Here is a 16,208-nt window from a genome sequence, read left to right as displayed (position 1 = left end):
ATCCCTCGGACCCGATGCCCTCCACCGAAAGCCGCCCGCCCCTTTCGCTCGCGCTCGCCGGCACCGGTGAGGCCGTCGCCGCCTATATCGACGGCGCCATCCGCGCGAGCGGTGCGCCCGGCGAACGGCTGGCGGCCGCGATGCGGCACGCCACGCTGGCGGGGGGCAAGCGGCTGCGCCCGTTCCTGGTGGTCGAATCGGCGGCGCTGTTCGGTGTCCCTGCCGCCCGGGCGATGCCGGCCGCGGCGGCGCTGGAGTGCATTCACTGCTACTCGCTGGTGCATGACGACCTGCCGGCGATGGACAATGACGACCTGCGACGCGGCCGGCCGACGGTGCACCGCGCTTATGACGAGGCCACCGCGATTCTCGCCGGCGACGGATTGCTGACCCTCGCCTTCGAGATTCTGGCCGGCGAGGCAATCGAGGAGGAGCCGGCGATTCGCCTCGCTTTGATCGCCAGCTTGGCGCGGGCGGCGGGCGTGGCGGGCATGATCGGCGGGCAGATGCTGGACCTCGCCGCCGAGGGCCGATTCGCCGAGGGGAAGCCGCTCGACCTGCCGGCGCAGGCGATCATCGACCTCCAGGCGATGAAGACCGGCGCCCTGCTGCGCCAGGCCTGCGAGGCCGGCGCCCTGCTCGGGCGGGCCAGCCCGACTGAGCGCGAGAGCCTCGACCGCTATGCCCGCGCCGTCGGACGCGCCTTCCAGATCGCCGACGACCTGCTCGATGTCGAGGGCGAAGCGAGCCTCGTCGGCAAGGCGGTGGGCAAGGACGCCGCCGCCGGCAAGGCGACGCTGGTCGGCACGCTCGGCATTGACGGCGCCCGTGCCGAGCTTTCGCGGCTGACCGGCGAGGCCGAGGCGGCGCTGGCCGGCTTCGGCAGCGCAGCCACACTTCTCGTAGAAGCGGCATATTTCGTCGCCGATCGGCGCAATTAGGACTTTCCTCATCTCGACGGAACGATAAGTTCCGGGCAATGTTGTTTGTGACGGGAATGTCCGCGCCGCGCGACGTGACCGTTTCGTGGAGGTTGAGATGCGTGTCGCCCTGTTCGCCCTTGCCGCTCTGGTCGCCGGCACCGCCGTCATCGCCACGGCGCCTGCCGATGCGCAGGAATCCAACCGCATCATCATCCGCAAGCTGCCGCCGCGCTCCTATCTCGATCCCGGCCCGGTGGTGAAGCCGGGCACCTCGCGCGACCTCAACTATGTCTATGTCGTCCAGCCGATGTACCCGCAATATGGCGATGACAGCGGCATCACCGGCATTCGCTGGCCGCTGCCGAGCCGTTTCGACCTGCCGGGCTACTGATTCGCCGCTTGCGGCCTCTCGCCTGACGACGCAAAGCCCGGCCCGTGCCGGGCTTTTTCATGGTTTTGCCAGTTCGCGACAGCAAAAAGCCCGGCCGAAGCCGGGCTTTTCGTGTTCTGAAGGCCGAAAGGACGGCTCAGGCCGCCTTGTCCAACTCGGCGAGGATGGCGTCGCCCATGCCTGATGTCCCGACGCGGGTCTTGCCCTCGGAATAGATGTCGGCGGTGCGGAAGCCGCCGGCGAGCACGCCCGCGATCGCCGCCTCGATGCGGTCGGCCGCCGCCAGCTCGCCGAAGGAATAACGCAGCGCCATGGCGAGCGAGCCGATCATCGCGATCGGATTGGCCACGCCCTTGCCGGCAATGTCAGGCGCGGCGCCATGCACGGGCTCATAGAGCGCGCGGCGGCGGCCGGAGACTTCCTCGATTCCGCCCAGCGAGGCGGAGGGCAGCATGCCGAGCGAGCCGGTGAGCATGGCCGCCACGTCGGAGAGAATATCGCCGAACAGGTTGTCGGTGACGATGACGTCGAACTGCTTGGGCGCGCGCACCAGCTGCATGCCGCAAGAATCGGCCAGCTGGTGCTCCAGCTCCACGTCCTCGTAATTCGAGCCGTGCACCTCGCTCACCACCTGCTTCCACAGCAGCCCGGTCTTCATCACATTGTGCTTCTCGGTGGAGACCACCTTGTTGCGGCGGGTGCGGGCGAGCTCGAAGGCGACGCGGGCGATGCGCTCGATCTCGTAGGATTCGTAGACCTGGGTGTCGATGGCCCGCTTCTGGCCGTCGCTGAGATCGGTGATGGTCTTCGGCTCGCCGAAATAGACGCCGCCCGTCAGCTCGCGCACGATCAGCACGTCGAGGCCCTCGACCAGCTCGCGCTTGAGGCTGGAAGCGTCGGCAAGGGCCGGGTAGCACATGGCCGGGCGCAGATTGGCGAAGAGCTGCAGGTCCTTGCGCAGCCGCAGCAGCCCCGCCTCAGGCCGGGCTTCATAAGGCACATGCGTCCATTTGGTACCGCCCACGGCGCCGAGCAGGATGGCATCGGCAGCGAACGCCTTGGCCATCGCCTCCTCGGAAATCGGCTGGCCGCAGGAATCATAGGCCGCGCCGCCGACGAGGTCCTCCTCGATGGCGAAGGAGGCAAGCCCGCGCCGGTCGAGCCAGTCGATGACCCGTTTCACCTCGGCCATCACTTCGGGGCCGATGCCGTCGCCGGGGAGAAGGAGAAGCTTGTGGGTCGCCATCAGGTCCCTCGCTTGCGCCGTTGAGGAAGCGTCATTGCCGGGCGAGCCGCCGGCGAGCGAGTGCTAAAGCCAGATGATTGCGGTGGCAAGACGTGTGGGGCGCGAAGAGGCGCCGGGTAGCCGGACATGCCGAGCGCGGCCCACACAAAACGAAACCGCCGGCAGCGAGCCGGCGGGGGAAGGTGGGGAGGATTGCAGGCGGGATCGCGGTTCGACGCACGGCGCAGACCGGCACCGTGGGACATGCGCCGTGGACGAGACCTCGCCCATGGTCGGGGGCGCCGCCGGCCCCCAGTCCTCCATCATCGGCCAGGACGAGCCGGGTCCCCGGGACGCGCCCAGGGACGAGGGAGAAGCCACCCGGCCGGTCAGATCGTCTTGCGCGTCATCTCCCCGGCGATGAAATCGGCCTGCCGCAGCGCCAAAGCGACGATGGTCAGCGTCGGGTTTTCCGCGCCGCCGGTGGTGAACTGGCTGCCATCGGCGATGAACAGGTTCGGGATGTCGTGGGTCTGCCCGTGCTTGTTCACCACGCCGTCGCGCGCCTTGGCGCTCATCCGGTTGGTGCCGAGATTATGCGTGGACGGATAAGGCGGCGTCGGCAGGGTGCGGGTGGCGCCGACCGAATCGTAGATCGCTGCACCCTGGGCATAGGCGTGGTTGCGCATGGCGACATCGTTCGGATGGTCGTCGAAATGCACATTGGCCACCGGCAGCCCGTACTGGTCCTTCACATCGGTGTTGAGGGTGACGCGGTTGGTCTCCTGCGGCATGTCCTCGCCGACGATCCACAGCCCGGCCATGTTGACATAGCCGTCCATCGCCGAGGCGAAGGAGCGGCCCCAGCCGCCCGGATCGAGGAAGGCGGCCATGAACGGCACGCCGATGGAGAGCGTCTCCATCTCATAGCCACCGGCGAAACCGCGTTTGGCATCAAAGCCCGCCTCGTCGCGCACGATGCCGGCCATGGTGGTGCCGCGATACATGTGCACCGGCTTCTCGAAGATGGCGTAGACCGAGCCGGTCATGTGGCGCATGTAGTTACGCCCCACCTGCCCCGAGGAATTGGCGAGCCCGTCCGGGAACATGTTGCTGGCGGAGTTGAGCAGCAGGCGCGGGCTCTCGATCGAATTGCCGGCCACCGCGACGATGCGCGCCTTCTGGCGCTGGGTCTTGCCGTCCTTATCGACATAGACGACGGCCGTGACCTTGCCGGTCTCATCATGCTCGATCTTCTGCACCATGCTCTGCGGGCGCACCTCCAGATTGCCGGTGGCCTCGCCACGCGGAATCTCGGCGATCAGCGTCGACCATTTCGCCCCCGACTTGCAGCCCTGGAAGCAGAAGCCGATCTGCTGGCAGGCGCCGCGATCGGCGCGCGGTTCGCTGTTGATCGCCATCCGGCCGGTCGAGACCTCCTTGTAGCCGATCTTTTTCGCCCCGGCCTCGAACACCTTGAAGTTGTTGTTGCCGGGCAGGCCGGGAATGCCGTTGGTGCGGGTCACGCCCATGCGGTCCTCGGCCTTGGCGTACCACGGCTCCAGCTCGGCCAGCGTGATCGGCCAGTCGAGCAGATTGGCGCCGTCGAGGTCGCCATAGGTGGTGCGGGTCTTGAACTCATGCTCCTGGAAGCGCAGCGAGGCGCCGGCCCAATGCACCGAGGAACCGCCCACCGCCTTGACGATCCAAGCGGGGAGATTGGGGAAGTTCTTGTGCACCCGCCACGAGCCGGAGGTGGTGCGCATGTCGGTCCAGGCGAGCTGGGAGAAGCTCTCCCACTCATTATTGACGAAGTCTTCCATGTTGTGGCGCTGGCCGGCCTCAAGGATCACCACCTTGATGCCCTTGAGCGCCAGCTCGGTGCCCAGCGTGCCGCCACCGGCGCCGGAGCCGACGACGACGACGACGGAATCATCATTCAGATCGAAGGGTGCGGACATGATGCGAGCCTCCCGTCACAGCCAGGCGATGTCGTTGAAGCCGCGGTCGATGTAACCGCCCTTGTCGGCCGAGGCGCCCTCATAGCCGAAGATCGGCCACACCTCCTCCTGGTTGTAGAGGCCGACCACCAGGCCGCCCCGCACCTTCTGGAAGAACGCGCTGTCCTCGATCTCGCGCAGCACCGCCACGCGCTGGTCCTCCCAGCCGACATCGGCATAGGCGACGCCGTATTTGGCCTTGGACAGCGTATCGAGGGTGATGACGCCGTCCTCGACAAGCACCTTCAGCGCGGGGTCCTTGGCGGCGTCGACCTCATAGGGCTTCATCGCGATGGCGTAGTAGCGGTCGGGAATGCGGTCATGCGGGTAGACGTCGCGCGCCATGACGATGAGCGTGCGCATGGTCTCCGGCTTGAGCGCGGTGACTTCCAGGCCCCAGGCCTCGCGCGGGTTGAGCACCGCCGCGCCGCTCACCATCAGCGCGCCGGCGGCGCCGATGCCCGCAAGCACGGCACGGCGTGACGGACCGCGCCTGTCGATCAGAGTTGCCATTGTAACCTCCCAGGCATTTTTATGTATTATTGACTTATCGCGCGCCGCTTGGCGTACCGGCGCGGTCGTTCAGCGGTAGCGTCCGTGCTTCTTCAGCACCTCGATCTTGTAGCCGTCAGGATCAGTGACGAAGAAGAACTTGGCCAGAAGCGCGCCCTCGTGGAAAAACTCCTTGATCGGATTGGGAGTGAGCCCTTCCTGCGTGAAGCGTGCATGTTCGGCGTCGAGATCATCCACCACGAAGGCGATGTGGCCATAGCCGTCACCCAGCGCGTAGGGCTCGGTGCGGTCGTGATTGATGGTCAGCTCGACCTCGAAATCGGCTTCCGCGTTGCGCAGATAGACCAGCGTGAAGCCGTCAAACGGCAGACGCTGCGCCACCTCCAGCCCGAAGGCGCGCGCGTAGAAATCAACCGAGCGCGCCTCGTCGCGCACGCGGATCATCGAGTGAATGGCCTTCGCCACCTGTTCCTCCGGCCTTGAACCTCACCAGGGCGAAACGCGTCGCCTGAAGGAGATGCTAGGCCTGCGCCGGGGCGGCAGGTGGTAGACCGCTAACACATCACCACGATGTGCATTGCCGGCGCGGCGGGGGGCGGCAGACGGGCGAGACAGTCAGGAGTTGCCGAAGTTCCCCGCGCTGGGCCCCGGCTCGGCTCTCCGGCTTCGCCTCCGCTGGTCCGGGGCACAATCCTGTTTCCCGGCCAAGCTGCGCGCAGCGCAGCGCCGAGCCGGAATCCCGCGCAAGACTCTTCGGCGATTGCCGTCTTCGGAAATGTCCGTCTTCAGCAGTTTTTCCTGCCACCCGAACGCGGCTTCTGCCCCGTTCGGTTGAAAAATGCCGGCCCCTACTCCGCCGCTTCGAGGTGAATCCGCGTGCTCTCGCACAGATACCGCCCGCGCGCCGCCACCGGGGCGACACCGGCCGGGCGCAGCTCGGCGAGAAAGATCAGGCAGGAGCAGCGCAGCAGCGAGGCGAAGTTGCGCACCTCGCCATGCAGTTCCAGCACCTCGTCATGCAGCTTGGTGACGAACTTGCCGACGCTCATGCCCTGATGGGCGGCGACCTCTTCCAGCACGGTCCAGAACGCCGCCTCCAGCCGGATCGAGGTGGAATGGCCACCGATCCGCACCGAGCGCGTCTGGCTCTCATAGGTCTCGGGCGCTTGGCCCGCGAAGATGTGGCACATGGGGGCGTCTCCCGGATGTTCTCGTTTTGAATGATTCCATCCCGAGACGGGGGCGCTGTAAAGCGAAAACGCTGGCAGCGCGCGCTCAGCCCTGCCGGCGCGCGGTCACTTCGATCTCGATCTTCATCTGCGGTTGCAGCAGCCCGGCGACGATGAGGGTGGCCGCCGGCCGCGCCTTGGCGAAATACTGGCCGAAGATCGGGAAGACGATGTCGGCATAGTCGGCCTGGGTCACGATGTAGCGCACGCGCACCACGTCATCGAGGCTGGCGCCCGCCTGCGCCAGCGCCGCCGCGATGTTGGCGAAACAGCCATGGGTCTGCGCCACGAGATCCTCGGGCAGCACCATGGCGGCGTAGTCATAGCCTGTCGTGCCGGAGACGAAGATATCCGCTCCGTCGACCACGGCGCGGGAATAGCCGGCCACCGCCTCGAAGGCGGAGCCGGAAGAGATGCGCCGGCGCTCGGTCATGGAAGCCTCCGCTCGGGCGCCGCCGCGCGTGGCGGCGCCGGCACGCTCACGCCCAGGGGCGGTCCTGGCTGAGCTTTTCCTCGTAAGACTTGATCTTGTCGGCCTTCACCTGGGTCAGGCCGATATCGTCGAGCCCGTTCAGCAGGCAGTGCTTGCGGAAGGCGTCAATCTCGAAGGAGATCGAGCCGCCATCCGGGCCGGTAATGGTCTGGCTTTCCAGATCGACGGTGATCTTGGCGTTGGCACCGCGTCCGGCGTCGTCGAACAGCGCCGCCAGCTGTTCCGGCGTCACCCGGATCGGCAGGATGCCGTTCTTGAAGCAGTTATTGTAGAAGATGTCGGCAAAGGACGTGGAGATCACGCAGCGAATGCCGAAGTCGAGCAGCGCCCAGGGCGCGTGCTCACGCGAGGAGCCGCAGCCGAAATTGTCGCCGGCGATCAGGATCTGCGCGCCCTTATAGGCCGGCTTGTTGAGCACGAAATCGGGGTTGTCCGACCCGTCCTCCTTGTAGCGGAGCTCGGAGAACAGCCCGACGCCCAGCCCGGTGCGTTTGATCGTCTTCAGATACTGCTTCGGAATGATCATGTCGGTGTCGACATTGACCAGATGCAGCGGCGCCGCGACGCCGGTCAGGATGGTGAACTTGTCCACGGCACTCTCCTCAAACTGCGGAAGCGGCGCGAACGCCGCCATCCCTTCGATGTCCCGCCTTCCCGGTGGTGTGCCCCGGCGGCGCACGGCGCGCAACCCGCCCGCGCAGATCGCGCCGGCGGTCAGCGGCCGGGCAGCATGCGGCGCAGCACGTCGTCCTTGAGGACGTGATGATGCACCAAAGCCGCCGCCGCGTGCAGCAGGGCCAGCACGACCAGCCCGTTCGCCAGAAGCTCGTGCACCTCCTTGACCTGACCGGCGGCTGTCCGGTCCACCCCCACCGGGGAGGGAATCGTGAACAGGCCGAAGAACGCCACCTCATTACCGCGCAGGAAGGCGAGATAGATGCCGACGAGAGGTGTCGCGACCAGCAGGACATAGAGCAGCACGTGAACCGCGGTCGAGGCCAGATGTGCCGGCCGCGACAAGGCCGCCGAAGGCGGCGGCACCGGTCCGACAACGCGCAGCACGAGCCGCAGCGCGACGAAACCGAGAATCGTCAGACCCACCGAGATATGGGTCGACCAGATGAGGTCGCGTCCGGCCGTTCCACGCTCGAAGAACGCTTCGAGATAGGTCACGCCATAGGTGACGATGATTGCGAACACCGTCAGCCAGTGCAGCGCCCGCAAAGGCTGGCTGTAGGCGTGCGCCACGGCCGGATGGGAAGCATGCGTTGTCATGACCCTTGCCCTTCGTCTCTCTCGTTTGGAGAGATTCTAAGCCGAGCCTTACGCCCTTGCCAGGCGGTCCGCTACCTATCCGCCTCCTCCTCGATCCGCTCCATGTCGTCGTCGGAGAGGCCGAAATGGTGGCCGATCTCGTGCACGAGGACATGGGTGACGATGTCGCCCAGCGTTTCCTCGTTCTCCGCCCAATAGTCGAGGATCGGGCGGCGATAGAGGAAGATCATGTTGGGCAGCACGCCGGCGACGGTCTCGTAACCCTGCGCCAGCCCGATGCCCTGGAACAGGCCGAGCAGGTCGAACGGGCTTTCCGCCTCCATCTCCTTCAGCACCTCGTCGGTCGGGAAATCCTCGACCCGGATGACGAGATTGCCGCACAGGGCGCGGAATTCGTCCGGCAGGCGGGCATAGGCCTCCTCGGCCATCGCCTCCATATCGCCCAGGCTCGGCGCGCCGCGCTTCAGCCAGTCGCCGCTCTCGCTCATCGGCTCACCTCAGATAGGTCGCGAACAGATAGGCGACGAGGCCGAGCGCCACCACGACGGCGAGGCCGCGCCCGAGGCGACGGCCCCACACTTCCATGGGGTCGTCGGGCGGCGGGTCCCAGAACGGATCGCCCCTCATCGCGCTGCCCCCGCGCCGAGGCTCAACCCGCCCGCGGCCAGGTGCGGACGTCGACGAAATGGCCGGCGATCGCCGCCGCCGCCGCCATGGCGGGGGAGACGAGATGGGTGCGGCCCTTGAAGCCCTGCCTTCCCTCGAAATTGCGGTTCGAGGTGGAGGCGCAGCGCTCCTCCGGGCCGAGCTTGTCGGCGTTCATGGCCAAGCACATGGAGCAGCCCGGCTCGCGCCAGTCGAAGCCGGCCGCCTTGAAGATGGCGTCCAGCCCCTCGGCCTCGGCCTGCAGCTTCACCAGCCCCGAGCCCGGCACGATCATGCCGGAGACGCCCTCGCGCACCTTGTGGCCGCGCACGATGGCGGCGGCGGCGCGCAGATCCTCGATGCGGGCATTGGTGCAGGAGCCGATGAACACCTTGTCGACCGGGATATCGATGATCTTGGTGCCGGCGACGAGGCCCATATAGGCCAGCGCCCGCTTCTTGGCGTCGCGCTTGTCCGGGTCGTCGATCAGGTCGGGATCGGGCACCCGCCCCTCGACCGAGATCACGTCCTCCGGGCTGGTGCCCCAGGAGACGATGGGCGGCAGCGCGGCGCCGTCGAGGCGGATTTCCTTGTCGAAGAACGCGCCCTCATCGGTGCGCAGCGTGTCCCAATAGCGCAGCGCCGCGTCCCAGTCGGCGCCCTTGGGCGCGCGGGGGCGGTCCTTCACATAGGCATAGGTGGTCTCGTCGGGGGCGACCATGCCGGCGCGCGCCCCGCCCTCGATAGACATGTTGCAGACCGTCATGCGGCCTTCCATCGACAGGGCGCGGAACACCTCGCCGGCATATTCGATGACATAGCCGGTGCCGCCGGCGGTGCCGGTGGCGCCGATGATGGCGAGCGTCACATCCTTGGCGGTCACGCCGTCGGGCAGCTTGCCGTCGACGCTGACCCGCATGTTCTTGCTCTTCTTCTGGATCAGCGTCTGGGTGGCGAGCACATGCTCGACCTCCGAGGTGCCGATGCCATGGGCGAGCGCGCCGAAGGCGCCATGGGTCGAGGTGTGGCTGTCGCCGCAGACAATGGTGGTGCCCGGCAGGGTGAAGCCCTGCTCCGGCCCGATGACGTGGACGATGCCCTGGCGCTTGTCGAGCTCGTTGAAATACTCGACGCCGAACTCGCGGGCGTTCTCGGCCAGCGTCTCCACCTGGATGCGGCTCTCGGGGTCGTCGATGCCGAAGCGGCGATCGGTGGTCGGCACGTTGTGGTCGACCACGGCGAGCGTCTTCGACGGCGCATGCACCCGGCGGCCGGCCACGCGCAGGCCCTCAAAGGCCTGCGGGCTGGTCACCTCATGCACCAGATGCCGGTCGATATAGAGGAGGCAGGTGCCGTCCTCCTGGCGGTCGATGATGTGGTCGTCGAAAATCTTGTCGTACAGGGTGCGGGGAGCGGACGTGCTCATCTGGGCGTCTCTTGGGAAGAGGAAAACAGGGGCGGGGCAGCAGCGCGGCCGGGAGCGCAAAGCCCGAAGGCTCCGGCTCCGGGCAGCGCTCAGCTAAGCCCGGCGACCGCGCAGGCGGTGAAGCGTCCGAAAAAGCGCGCCGGCAGGCGGACATGATCCGGCACGGCGGCGAAACCGATGGTGGTGGGCAGGCGGCGGCGTGCCTCCGGGCGCGCGGCACCGGGCGCCGACGCAGCCGTCGCGCCGCAGGTAACCGTCATCGGTGTGCCATGCGCCATCATGGAACCCTTCTAGCAAGTCTACGCGCGGCAAACAATCACCGCCGCCCCACGTCCCGCCCTCCGCTGCCGCACGACTGCGTGACGCGCAAACGCCCGGTATCGCGACTGGAATAATGTATTACATAGTAAAATCAGGATAAAATCAGCGCATGGACGTAACTTCCTGGTTTTTTACCTTTGATGTGGCGGCGCTTCATCCAGCGCGCTAAGCTGATTTGGCGAAGGGAGCTTACGATGCGCCTGTCCGACATCGCCTTGATCGCCGCAACATTTGCCACTTTCGCCGCCGTCGAGGCGGGGAACCGTACGGATGTGAAGCCGCAGGAGGTCGCGAAGGCCGAGCGCCGGCAACTCATTACCTGCCCCCTGCGCAAGCCGGACTTCGCCACCGTGATGCAGGCCGCCATGCTCGGCGACGGCACGATCCTGGTCGAGCAGCAGACCAATACCCGCGTGCTGCACATCAAGGATTGCTGAGCGCCCCTGCCCGGCGCTTCCCGTATAGAGGTGCGCCGTCGACGGTCCTCCTCTGGACAGGCCCGATCGCCGATGGCACATCCGCGGGCGTTGTCCCGATCAAGGTTCAGGCGATGCTCAGGACTGTCCTGCTGACACTCGCGCTCGTGGCGGCGCCGGCCGCCGTCCGCAGCGCCGATCTCCCCGTGGGCTTCGTCCGGCTGCGGGAGGTCGCCCCCACCATCCAGTACGACATACGCTATGCCGGCCCGCATAATTTCGTCGGCCGTCCCATCGCCGCCTATGCCGCGCCCGAATGCATCCTGACGCGGCAGGCGGCAGAGGCGCTGGCGGCAGCGGCGCGCGAACTGGCCGCGCAGGGGCTCGGCCTCAGGGTCTATGACTGCTACCGCCCGGCGCAGGCCGTCGCCGATTTCGTCGCCTGGGCCAGGGACCTTGGCGACGAGGCGATGAAGCCGGAATTCTATCCCCGCGTGCCCAAGACCGAATTGTTCGCGCGCGGCTACATCGCCGAGAAGTCCGGCCACAGCCGGGGCAGCACGGTCGATCTCGCCATCGTACGGCTCGACCAGAAGCCGGCGCCCCCCTGGGCGCCCGGCGAACCGCTCGCCGACTGCGCCCTGCCGATGGGCGAGCGCTTTGACGACGCCACGCTCGATTTCGGCACCGGCTATGATTGCTTCGATGTGCGCGCCCATCATGGCGCCGCCGGCATTCCGGCGGAGGCCACCACCAACCGGGAGACGCTTAAGACGCTGATGCAGCGCCACGGCTTCACGCCCTACGCCGAGGAATGGTGGCACTACACGCTGGCGGGCGAGCCGTTTCCCGGCACGTATTTCGACTTCCCGGTGACGGGCGGCCCCTGAGCCCGGCGGACAAAAGAAAAGGGCGGCCGAAGCCGCCCTGAACGTCGTCTGACAGTCCCGGCCGGAGCCGGGGCCGGAATTCACTCGGCGGCAGCGGCCGGGGTCGTCGCCGGGCCCTTCTTGCGGCTGCCGGCGTTCTTGTCCTGGCGCTCGGCGATACGGGCCGACTTGCCGCGACGGTCGCGCAGGTAATACAGCTTGGCGCGGCGGACCTTGCCGCGACGGACAACCTTCAGGCTGTCAATGTTCGGCGAATAGAGCGGGAACACGCGCTCGACGCCTTCACCATAGGAGATCTTGCGAACGGTGAAGCTCTCATTGATGCCGCCGCCATTGCGGGCGATCACGACGCCCTCATAGGCCTGCACGCGGGTGCGCTCGCCTTCCTTCACCTTCACATTGACGATGACGGTGTCGCCCGGCTGGAAGTCGGGGATGGCGCGCAGCTCGGCGAGCTTGGCGGCCTGCTCGATGTCGAGCTCGCGAATAATATCGACCATGTTATCACCTCAGGCAGGATCGGTCAGGGCATGTCAGAACCCGGCCGCCCGCATCTTGCTGTTGTCAGTTGGTAGTGACGGCGCGCCCTATACGCGAAAGCGGAGGGTTTGTCATTCCCCCTTCGTCGCAGGACCGTCATGCGCGGCGCGATAGGCCGCCCACAGGTCCGGCCGTCGCTCCCGTGTGGCGGCCTCCGCCTGCTCCCGCCGCCAGCGGGCGACCTTGGCATGGTCGCCGCTGGTGAGGACCGCCGGAATCTCCAGCCCCTCGAAGCTCTGCGGGCGGGTGTACTGGGGATATTCCAGCAGGCCGGCGGAAAAGCTCTCCTCGGTGCCCGATTCCGGGTGTCCCATCACCCCCGGCAGCAGCCGCACGCAGGCGTCGAGCAACACCAGCGCGCCGATCTCCCCGCCCGAGAGCACCACGTCGCCGACCGACACCTCCTCCAGCCCGCGCGCGGCAATGAGCCGGTCGTCCACCCCCTCGAAGCGGCCGCAGACGATGACCACGCCCTCCCCCGCGCTGAGCTCGCGCACGCGTTGCTGGGTCAGCGGCGCGCCGCGCGGGGTCATCAGCAGGCGCGGGCGGGTGTCGCCGGCCGGGGCGGCGGCATCCACCGCGCGGGCCAGCACGTCGACCCGCATCACCATGCCCGGCCCGCCGCCGGCCGGCGTGTCGTCGACCGATCGGTGGCGGTCGGTGGCGTGCGCGCGCGGGTCCACCGTCTCAAGTCCCCAGGCGCCCTGCGCCAGCGCCCGGCCGGCCAACGAGAGACCAAGCGGGCCGGGAAACATGTCGGGAAAGATGGTGACGAGGGAGGCGCGCCACATGGCAGGGGTTCCGATCCGGAGGCCAACGTCGTCAGGCCGTCATTCCGGACGGCCGTCAGGCCGATCCGGGAGCGCGCGCCGTTGAAGAGCGATCCCGGCTCTCGCTGCGCTCGGCCGGGATGACGAGATATTCCAAACCCGGACCGGAGGAGCCCTCCCCGACCCGTCCCGATCGCCCGTCAGCCCTGGTCCGCCTCCGGCGGCGGGGCTTCCTCGCGCGCCCATTCGCCGGGCTCGACGGTGAGGCGGCCGGCCTTGAGGTCGACGCTGGGCACCACCGCCTTGGTGAAGGGCAGCATGAGCGTTTTGCCCCCGGCTTCCGGGGCGATTTCGAGAATGTCGCCGGCGCCAAAATCATGCACCGCCACCACCTTGCCGAACGGCGCGCCCTCGCTTGTGAAGGCGGCCAGCCCGATCAGGTCGGCCTGGTAGAAATCATCTTCCTCGTCCGGCTCGGGCAGCAGGTCGCGGGCGACATAGACGCCCTGATTGGTCAGCGCCTCGGCCGCCTCGCGGCTGTCGACACCTTCCAGCCGGGCGACGAAATGGTCTTTCGCCGGCCGCAGCGTCTTGATGCGGAAGGTCCGCGTCCCCGCCTCGTCGGTCAGCGGCGCATAGTCCTGCAGCGCGGCCGGATCGGCGGCGAAGATGAACAGCCGCACCTCGCCGCGCACCCCATGCGGGGCGCCGATGCGGGCGAGCAGAACACGGTCATGGGGCATAGCGGTCTCGCGGCAGATCATCAAAGCGCCTGCGGCGCAGCCTTTCCTGGGTCCCGGATCGGCGCTCCGCCTGCGGCGTCGCTGGTCCGGGACACAGTCTCACATACCGTTTCCCGGACAAGACGCGCGCAGCGCGGCGCCGATCCGGGACCCAGCCTAAAAGCCGCCGAAGGCGTCGACCCTCAAGGGTCGACACCTACCGGGGCGGGGCCTCACTCGGCCGAGGGAGCCGCAGCGGCGGCGGCAGCGGCTTCGGCGGCCTTGGCGGCTTCGGCGGCGCGCTCCTGCGCCTTCTTGCCGGGGACGGCCTTCTCCGGGTTGTTGCGGGCGGCGCGCTTCACCAGCTCGAGGCTGTCGAGGAAGCGGGCGACGCGGTCGGTCGGCTGGGCGCCCTTGGCGAGCCAGGCCTTGGCCTTCTCGACGTCGAGGGTGAAGCGGTCGGCCGCATCCTTGGGCTTCAGCGGATCGAAGGTGCCGATCTTCTCGATGAAGCGGCCATCGCGCGGGGAGCGCGAATCGGCGACGACGATGCGGTAATAGGGACGCTTCTTGGCGCCGCCACGGGCGAGACGGATCTTGAGGGACATGTCTTTCTTCCTTTGGTGTCAGTTTCGTCGGTTGGTGTCTGTCGTCATCCCGGACGAAGAGAGCGCAGCGAACGCCGATCCGGGATCGTTTGGCGCCTGAGGCGCGGAGAACGATCCCGGATCGGCGCTTGAGGCGCCGTCCGGGATGACGGCAAGGGGGTCAGGTCATCGGGCCGTCACTTCTTCTTTCCCGGAAAGCCCGGCAGGCCCGGAAGCCCGCCCGGCTTGTTTCCCAGCCCCGGCAGCCCGCCGGGAAGGCCGGGCATGTTGCCGGGGAAATTCGGCGGCAGGCCGCCACCGCCGAGCCCACCGGGCATCTTCTCGGCCATCTGCTTCAGCTGGTCGGGACTCGGCATGCCGCCGCCGCCACCGAGGCCGAACATGGAGGCAAGGCCCGCCATCGGGCCGCGCTTGGCGCCGGGGGCGCCCATCGCCTTCATCATGTCCGCCATCTGGCGGTGCATCTTCATCAGCCGGTTGACGTCCTCGACCTTGGTGCCGGAGCCGCTGGCGATGCGCTTGCGACGGGAGCCGTCGAGCAACTTCGGGTTGCGCCGCTCCTTCTTGGTCATCGAATCGATGATGGCCTTCTGGCGCTTCAGCACCCCGTCATTCATGCCGGAGGCGGCCAGCTGGTTCTTCATCTTGCCGACGCCGGGCAGCATGCCCATCAGCCCGCCAAGGCCGCCGAGCTTTTCCATCTGGTCCAGCTGCATGCGCAGATCGTCGAGGTCGAACTGCCCCTTGCGCATGCGATCGGCCGCGGCCATCGCCTTTTCGGCGTCGATGTTCTCGACCGCCTTCTCGACCAGCGAGACGACATCGCCCATGCCGAGGATGCGGCCGGCGACGCGGCGGGGATCGAAATCCTCCAGCGCGTCCATCTTTTCGCCGGTGCCGAGCAGCTTGATCGGCTTGCCGGTAACGGCGCGCATGGAAAGGGCGGCACCGCCGCGCCCGTCGCCATCGGCGCGGGTCAGCACGATGCCGGTGAGGCCGACGCGCTCGTCGAACGCCTTGGCGGTGTTCACCGCGTCCTGGCCGGTGAGGCTGTCGGCAACGAGCAGCACTTCATGCGGCCTGGTCGCGGCCTTCACCTCGGCCACTTCCGCCATCAGCGCCTCGTCGAGGGTGACACGGCCGGCGGTGTCGAGCATCACCACGTCATAGCCACCGAGGCGGGCGGCTTCCATGGCGCGGCGGGCGATCTGCACGGCGGACTGGCCGGCAACGATCGGCAGGGTGGCGACGCCAACCTGCGTGCCGAGCATGGCCAGCTGCTCCATCGCCGCCGGGCGGCGGGTATCGAGCGAGGCCATCAGCACCTTGCGGTTGCCGCGCTCGGTCAGGCGCTTGGCGATCTTGGCGGTGGAGGTGGTCTTGCCCGAGCCCTGCAGGCCGACCATCAGCACCGGCACCGGCGGGGCCGCGTCGAGGTCGATCGGCTTGGCGTCGGAGCCCAGCATGGCGACGAGTTCGTCATTGACGATCTTCACCACCATCTGGCCGGGTGTGACCGACTTGATCACCTCGGCGCCGACGGCGCGGGTGCGCACCTTGTCGGTGAAGGAGCGCACCACGTCGAGCGCGACATCGGCCTCGATCAGGGCCCGGCGCACCTCGCGCATGGCCTCGTTCACGTCGGCCTCGGTGAGGGCGCCGCGTCGTTTCAGCCGGTCGAGTATGCCGCCAAGGCGGTCGGTCAATGAATCGAACATGCGTTCGCTCCGGTCCTTTTCCCACAGCTCACAGCGCAACGCCGAACGGCGCCCGAGGGCGCATGGCGCTGTCGGGCGTTGACCTCCGGCCTCAAGGGCCGGG

21 protein-coding genes are annotated in these 16,208 nt (G+C 67.7%); 4 read left to right on the top strand and 17 right to left on the bottom strand.

What is annotated here, in order from left to right; genetic code table 11:
• Window positions 1–14 precede the first annotated feature (14 nt).
• Both BLO63_RS14855 and BLO63_RS14850 read left to right on the top strand, forming a co-directional pair.
• A complete protein-coding gene (locus BLO63_RS14855; RefSeq protein WP_091441975.1) occupies window positions 15–941 on the top strand; it encodes a polyprenyl synthetase family protein in 927 nt (308 codons plus the stop codon).
• Between the two features lie 97 nt (window positions 942–1,038).
• Window positions 1,039–1,314 (top strand): hypothetical protein, encoded by a 276-nt coding sequence (locus BLO63_RS14850; protein ID WP_091441973.1) that lies wholly within the window; start codon window positions 1,039–1,041, stop codon window positions 1,312–1,314.
• A 136-nt stretch (window positions 1,315–1,450) separates the two neighbouring features.
• Here BLO63_RS14850 and leuB read toward each other — a convergent pair whose 3' ends face one another.
• From leuB to BLO63_RS14790, 12 genes are all read right to left on the bottom strand, one after another.
• Entirely contained in the window at window positions 1,451–2,560 is a 1,110-nt protein-coding gene (leuB, locus tag BLO63_RS14845) for a 3-isopropylmalate dehydrogenase (RefSeq protein WP_091441959.1), read from the bottom strand.
• A 368-nt stretch (window positions 2,561–2,928) separates the two neighbouring features.
• Complete coding sequence (locus tag BLO63_RS14840; protein ID WP_091441957.1) at window positions 2,929–4,500, bottom strand: GMC family oxidoreductase; 1,572 nt, start codon at window positions 4,498–4,500, stop codon at window positions 2,929–2,931.
• Between the two features lie 15 nt (window positions 4,501–4,515).
• The gene (locus BLO63_RS14835) at window positions 4,516–5,052 is read right to left on the bottom strand and encodes a Twin-arginine translocation pathway signal (RefSeq protein WP_091441953.1); all 537 of its coding nucleotides are present in this window, start codon (window positions 5,050–5,052) and stop codon (window positions 4,516–4,518) included.
• Between the two features lie 69 nt (window positions 5,053–5,121).
• Window positions 5,122–5,517 (bottom strand): VOC family protein, encoded by a 396-nt coding sequence (locus tag BLO63_RS14830; RefSeq protein WP_091441949.1) that lies wholly within the window; start codon window positions 5,515–5,517, stop codon window positions 5,122–5,124.
• 383 nt (window positions 5,518–5,900) lie between these two features.
• Window positions 5,901–6,242 (bottom strand): ribbon-helix-helix domain-containing protein, encoded by a 342-nt coding sequence (locus BLO63_RS14820; RefSeq protein WP_018387416.1) that lies wholly within the window; start codon window positions 6,240–6,242, stop codon window positions 5,901–5,903.
• Between the two features lie 85 nt (window positions 6,243–6,327).
• Window positions 6,328–6,714, bottom strand: coding sequence for a RidA family protein (locus BLO63_RS14815; protein ID WP_091441943.1), 387 nt, complete (start codon window positions 6,712–6,714; stop codon window positions 6,328–6,330).
• Window positions 6,715–6,760: 46 nt separating this feature from the next.
• A complete protein-coding gene (leuD, locus tag BLO63_RS14810; protein ID WP_091442129.1) occupies window positions 6,761–7,366 on the bottom strand; it encodes a 3-isopropylmalate dehydratase small subunit in 606 nt (201 codons plus the stop codon).
• A gap of 122 nt (window positions 7,367–7,488) precedes the next feature.
• Window positions 7,489–8,049: a cytochrome b gene (locus BLO63_RS14805; RefSeq protein ID WP_091441940.1), complete on the bottom strand. Its 561-nt coding sequence runs from the start codon at window positions 8,047–8,049 to the stop codon at window positions 7,489–7,491.
• 71 nt (window positions 8,050–8,120) lie between these two features.
• A complete protein-coding gene (locus BLO63_RS14800; protein ID WP_091441938.1) occupies window positions 8,121–8,537 on the bottom strand; it encodes a metallopeptidase family protein in 417 nt (138 codons plus the stop codon).
• 4 nt (window positions 8,538–8,541) lie between these two features.
• Complete coding sequence (locus BLO63_RS21445) at window positions 8,542–8,676, bottom strand: hypothetical protein (protein ID WP_280138061.1); 135 nt, start codon at window positions 8,674–8,676, stop codon at window positions 8,542–8,544.
• Window positions 8,677–8,698: 22 nt separating this feature from the next.
• Entirely contained in the window at window positions 8,699–10,120 is a 1,422-nt protein-coding gene (gene leuC / locus BLO63_RS14795) for a 3-isopropylmalate dehydratase large subunit (protein ID WP_091441935.1), read from the bottom strand.
• Between the two features lie 89 nt (window positions 10,121–10,209).
• Window positions 10,210–10,401: a hypothetical protein gene (locus tag BLO63_RS14790; RefSeq protein ID WP_091441932.1), complete on the bottom strand. Its 192-nt coding sequence runs from the start codon at window positions 10,399–10,401 to the stop codon at window positions 10,210–10,212.
• A 234-nt stretch (window positions 10,402–10,635) separates the two neighbouring features.
• Here BLO63_RS14790 and BLO63_RS14785 point away from each other — a divergent pair, with 234 nt between their 5' ends.
• A complete protein-coding gene (locus BLO63_RS14785; protein WP_091441930.1) occupies window positions 10,636–10,878 on the top strand; it encodes a hypothetical protein in 243 nt (80 codons plus the stop codon).
• 113 nt (window positions 10,879–10,991) lie between these two features.
• Window positions 10,992–11,747: a M15 family metallopeptidase gene (locus BLO63_RS14780; RefSeq protein WP_091441927.1), complete on the top strand. Its 756-nt coding sequence runs from the start codon at window positions 10,992–10,994 to the stop codon at window positions 11,745–11,747.
• Between the two features lie 80 nt (window positions 11,748–11,827).
• Here BLO63_RS14780 and rplS read toward each other — a convergent pair whose 3' ends face one another.
• The 5 genes from rplS to ffh form a co-directional block, all read right to left on the bottom strand.
• Window positions 11,828–12,247 carry a 50S ribosomal protein L19 gene (gene rplS / locus BLO63_RS14775; RefSeq protein ID WP_091441925.1) on the bottom strand — a complete coding sequence of 140 codons (420 nt, stop codon included), beginning with the start codon at window positions 12,245–12,247 and terminating at the stop codon, window positions 11,828–11,830.
• Window positions 12,248–12,358: 111 nt separating this feature from the next.
• Complete coding sequence (trmD, locus tag BLO63_RS14770) at window positions 12,359–13,078, bottom strand: tRNA (guanosine(37)-N1)-methyltransferase TrmD (protein WP_091441922.1); 720 nt, start codon at window positions 13,076–13,078, stop codon at window positions 12,359–12,361.
• A gap of 179 nt (window positions 13,079–13,257) precedes the next feature.
• Window positions 13,258–13,800, bottom strand: coding sequence for a ribosome maturation factor RimM (rimM, locus tag BLO63_RS14765; protein WP_091442127.1), 543 nt, complete (start codon window positions 13,798–13,800; stop codon window positions 13,258–13,260).
• A gap of 212 nt (window positions 13,801–14,012) precedes the next feature.
• Window positions 14,013–14,387 (bottom strand): 30S ribosomal protein S16, encoded by a 375-nt coding sequence (gene rpsP / locus BLO63_RS14760; protein ID WP_091441920.1) that lies wholly within the window; start codon window positions 14,385–14,387, stop codon window positions 14,013–14,015.
• Window positions 14,388–14,563: 176 nt separating this feature from the next.
• Window positions 14,564–16,105 (bottom strand): signal recognition particle protein, encoded by a 1,542-nt coding sequence (ffh, locus tag BLO63_RS14755; protein WP_091441918.1) that lies wholly within the window; start codon window positions 16,103–16,105, stop codon window positions 14,564–14,566.
• Between the last annotated feature and the right edge of the window lie 103 nt (window positions 16,106–16,208).

The organism is Ancylobacter rudongensis (assembly GCF_900100155.1).
Lineage (GTDB): Bacteria > Pseudomonadota > Alphaproteobacteria > Rhizobiales > Xanthobacteraceae > Ancylobacter > Ancylobacter rudongensis.
The sequence above is the reverse complement of the archived record's forward strand: the minus strand, read 5'-3'. Positions and strand labels throughout refer to the sequence as shown.

Excerpts from the sequence above, each read along its gene's own strand:
- BLO63_RS14840 (WP_091441957.1), bottom strand. The coding sequence starts at position 4,500 with ATGTCCGCACCCTTCGATCTGAATGATGATTCCGTCGTCGTCGTCGTC.
- BLO63_RS21445 (WP_280138061.1), bottom strand. The coding sequence starts at position 8,676 with ATGAGGGGCGATCCGTTCTGGGACCCGCCGCCCGACGACCCCATGGAA.
- rplS (WP_091441925.1), bottom strand. The coding sequence starts at position 12,247 with ATGGTCGATATTATTCGCGAGCTCGACATCGAGCAGGCCGCCAAGCTC.
- BLO63_RS14790 (WP_091441932.1), bottom strand. The coding sequence starts at position 10,401 with ATGATGGCGCATGGCACACCGATGACGGTTACCTGCGGCGCGACGGCT.
- BLO63_RS14820 (WP_018387416.1), bottom strand. The coding sequence starts at position 6,242 with ATGTGCCACATCTTCGCGGGCCAAGCGCCCGAGACCTATGAGAGCCAG.
- rpsP (WP_091441920.1), bottom strand. The coding sequence starts at position 14,387 with ATGTCCCTCAAGATCCGTCTCGCCCGTGGCGGCGCCAAGAAGCGTCCC.
- BLO63_RS14805 (WP_091441940.1), bottom strand. The coding sequence starts at position 8,049 with ATGACAACGCATGCTTCCCATCCGGCCGTGGCGCACGCCTACAGCCAG.
- BLO63_RS14800 (WP_091441938.1), bottom strand. The coding sequence starts at position 8,537 with ATGAGCGAGAGCGGCGACTGGCTGAAGCGCGGCGCGCCGAGCCTGGGC.
- rimM (WP_091442127.1), bottom strand. The coding sequence starts at position 13,800 with ATGCCCCATGACCGTGTTCTGCTCGCCCGCATCGGCGCCCCGCATGGG.
- leuB (WP_091441959.1), bottom strand. The coding sequence starts at position 2,560 with ATGGCGACCCACAAGCTTCTCCTTCTCCCCGGCGACGGCATCGGCCCC.
- ffh (WP_091441918.1), bottom strand. The coding sequence starts at position 16,105 with ATGTTCGATTCATTGACCGACCGCCTTGGCGGCATACTCGACCGGCTG.
- BLO63_RS14785 (WP_091441930.1), top strand. The coding sequence starts at position 10,636 with ATGCGCCTGTCCGACATCGCCTTGATCGCCGCAACATTTGCCACTTTC.
- BLO63_RS14780 (WP_091441927.1), top strand. The coding sequence starts at position 10,992 with ATGCTCAGGACTGTCCTGCTGACACTCGCGCTCGTGGCGGCGCCGGCC.
- leuC (WP_091441935.1), bottom strand. The coding sequence starts at position 10,120 with ATGAGCACGTCCGCTCCCCGCACCCTGTACGACAAGATTTTCGACGAC.
- BLO63_RS14835 (WP_091441953.1), bottom strand. The coding sequence starts at position 5,052 with ATGGCAACTCTGATCGACAGGCGCGGTCCGTCACGCCGTGCCGTGCTT.
- trmD (WP_091441922.1), bottom strand. The coding sequence starts at position 13,078 with ATGTGGCGCGCCTCCCTCGTCACCATCTTTCCCGACATGTTTCCCGGC.
- BLO63_RS14815 (WP_091441943.1), bottom strand. The coding sequence starts at position 6,714 with ATGACCGAGCGCCGGCGCATCTCTTCCGGCTCCGCCTTCGAGGCGGTG.
- BLO63_RS14850 (WP_091441973.1), top strand. The coding sequence starts at position 1,039 with ATGCGTGTCGCCCTGTTCGCCCTTGCCGCTCTGGTCGCCGGCACCGCC.
- BLO63_RS14855 (WP_091441975.1), top strand. The coding sequence starts at position 15 with ATGCCCTCCACCGAAAGCCGCCCGCCCCTTTCGCTCGCGCTCGCCGGC.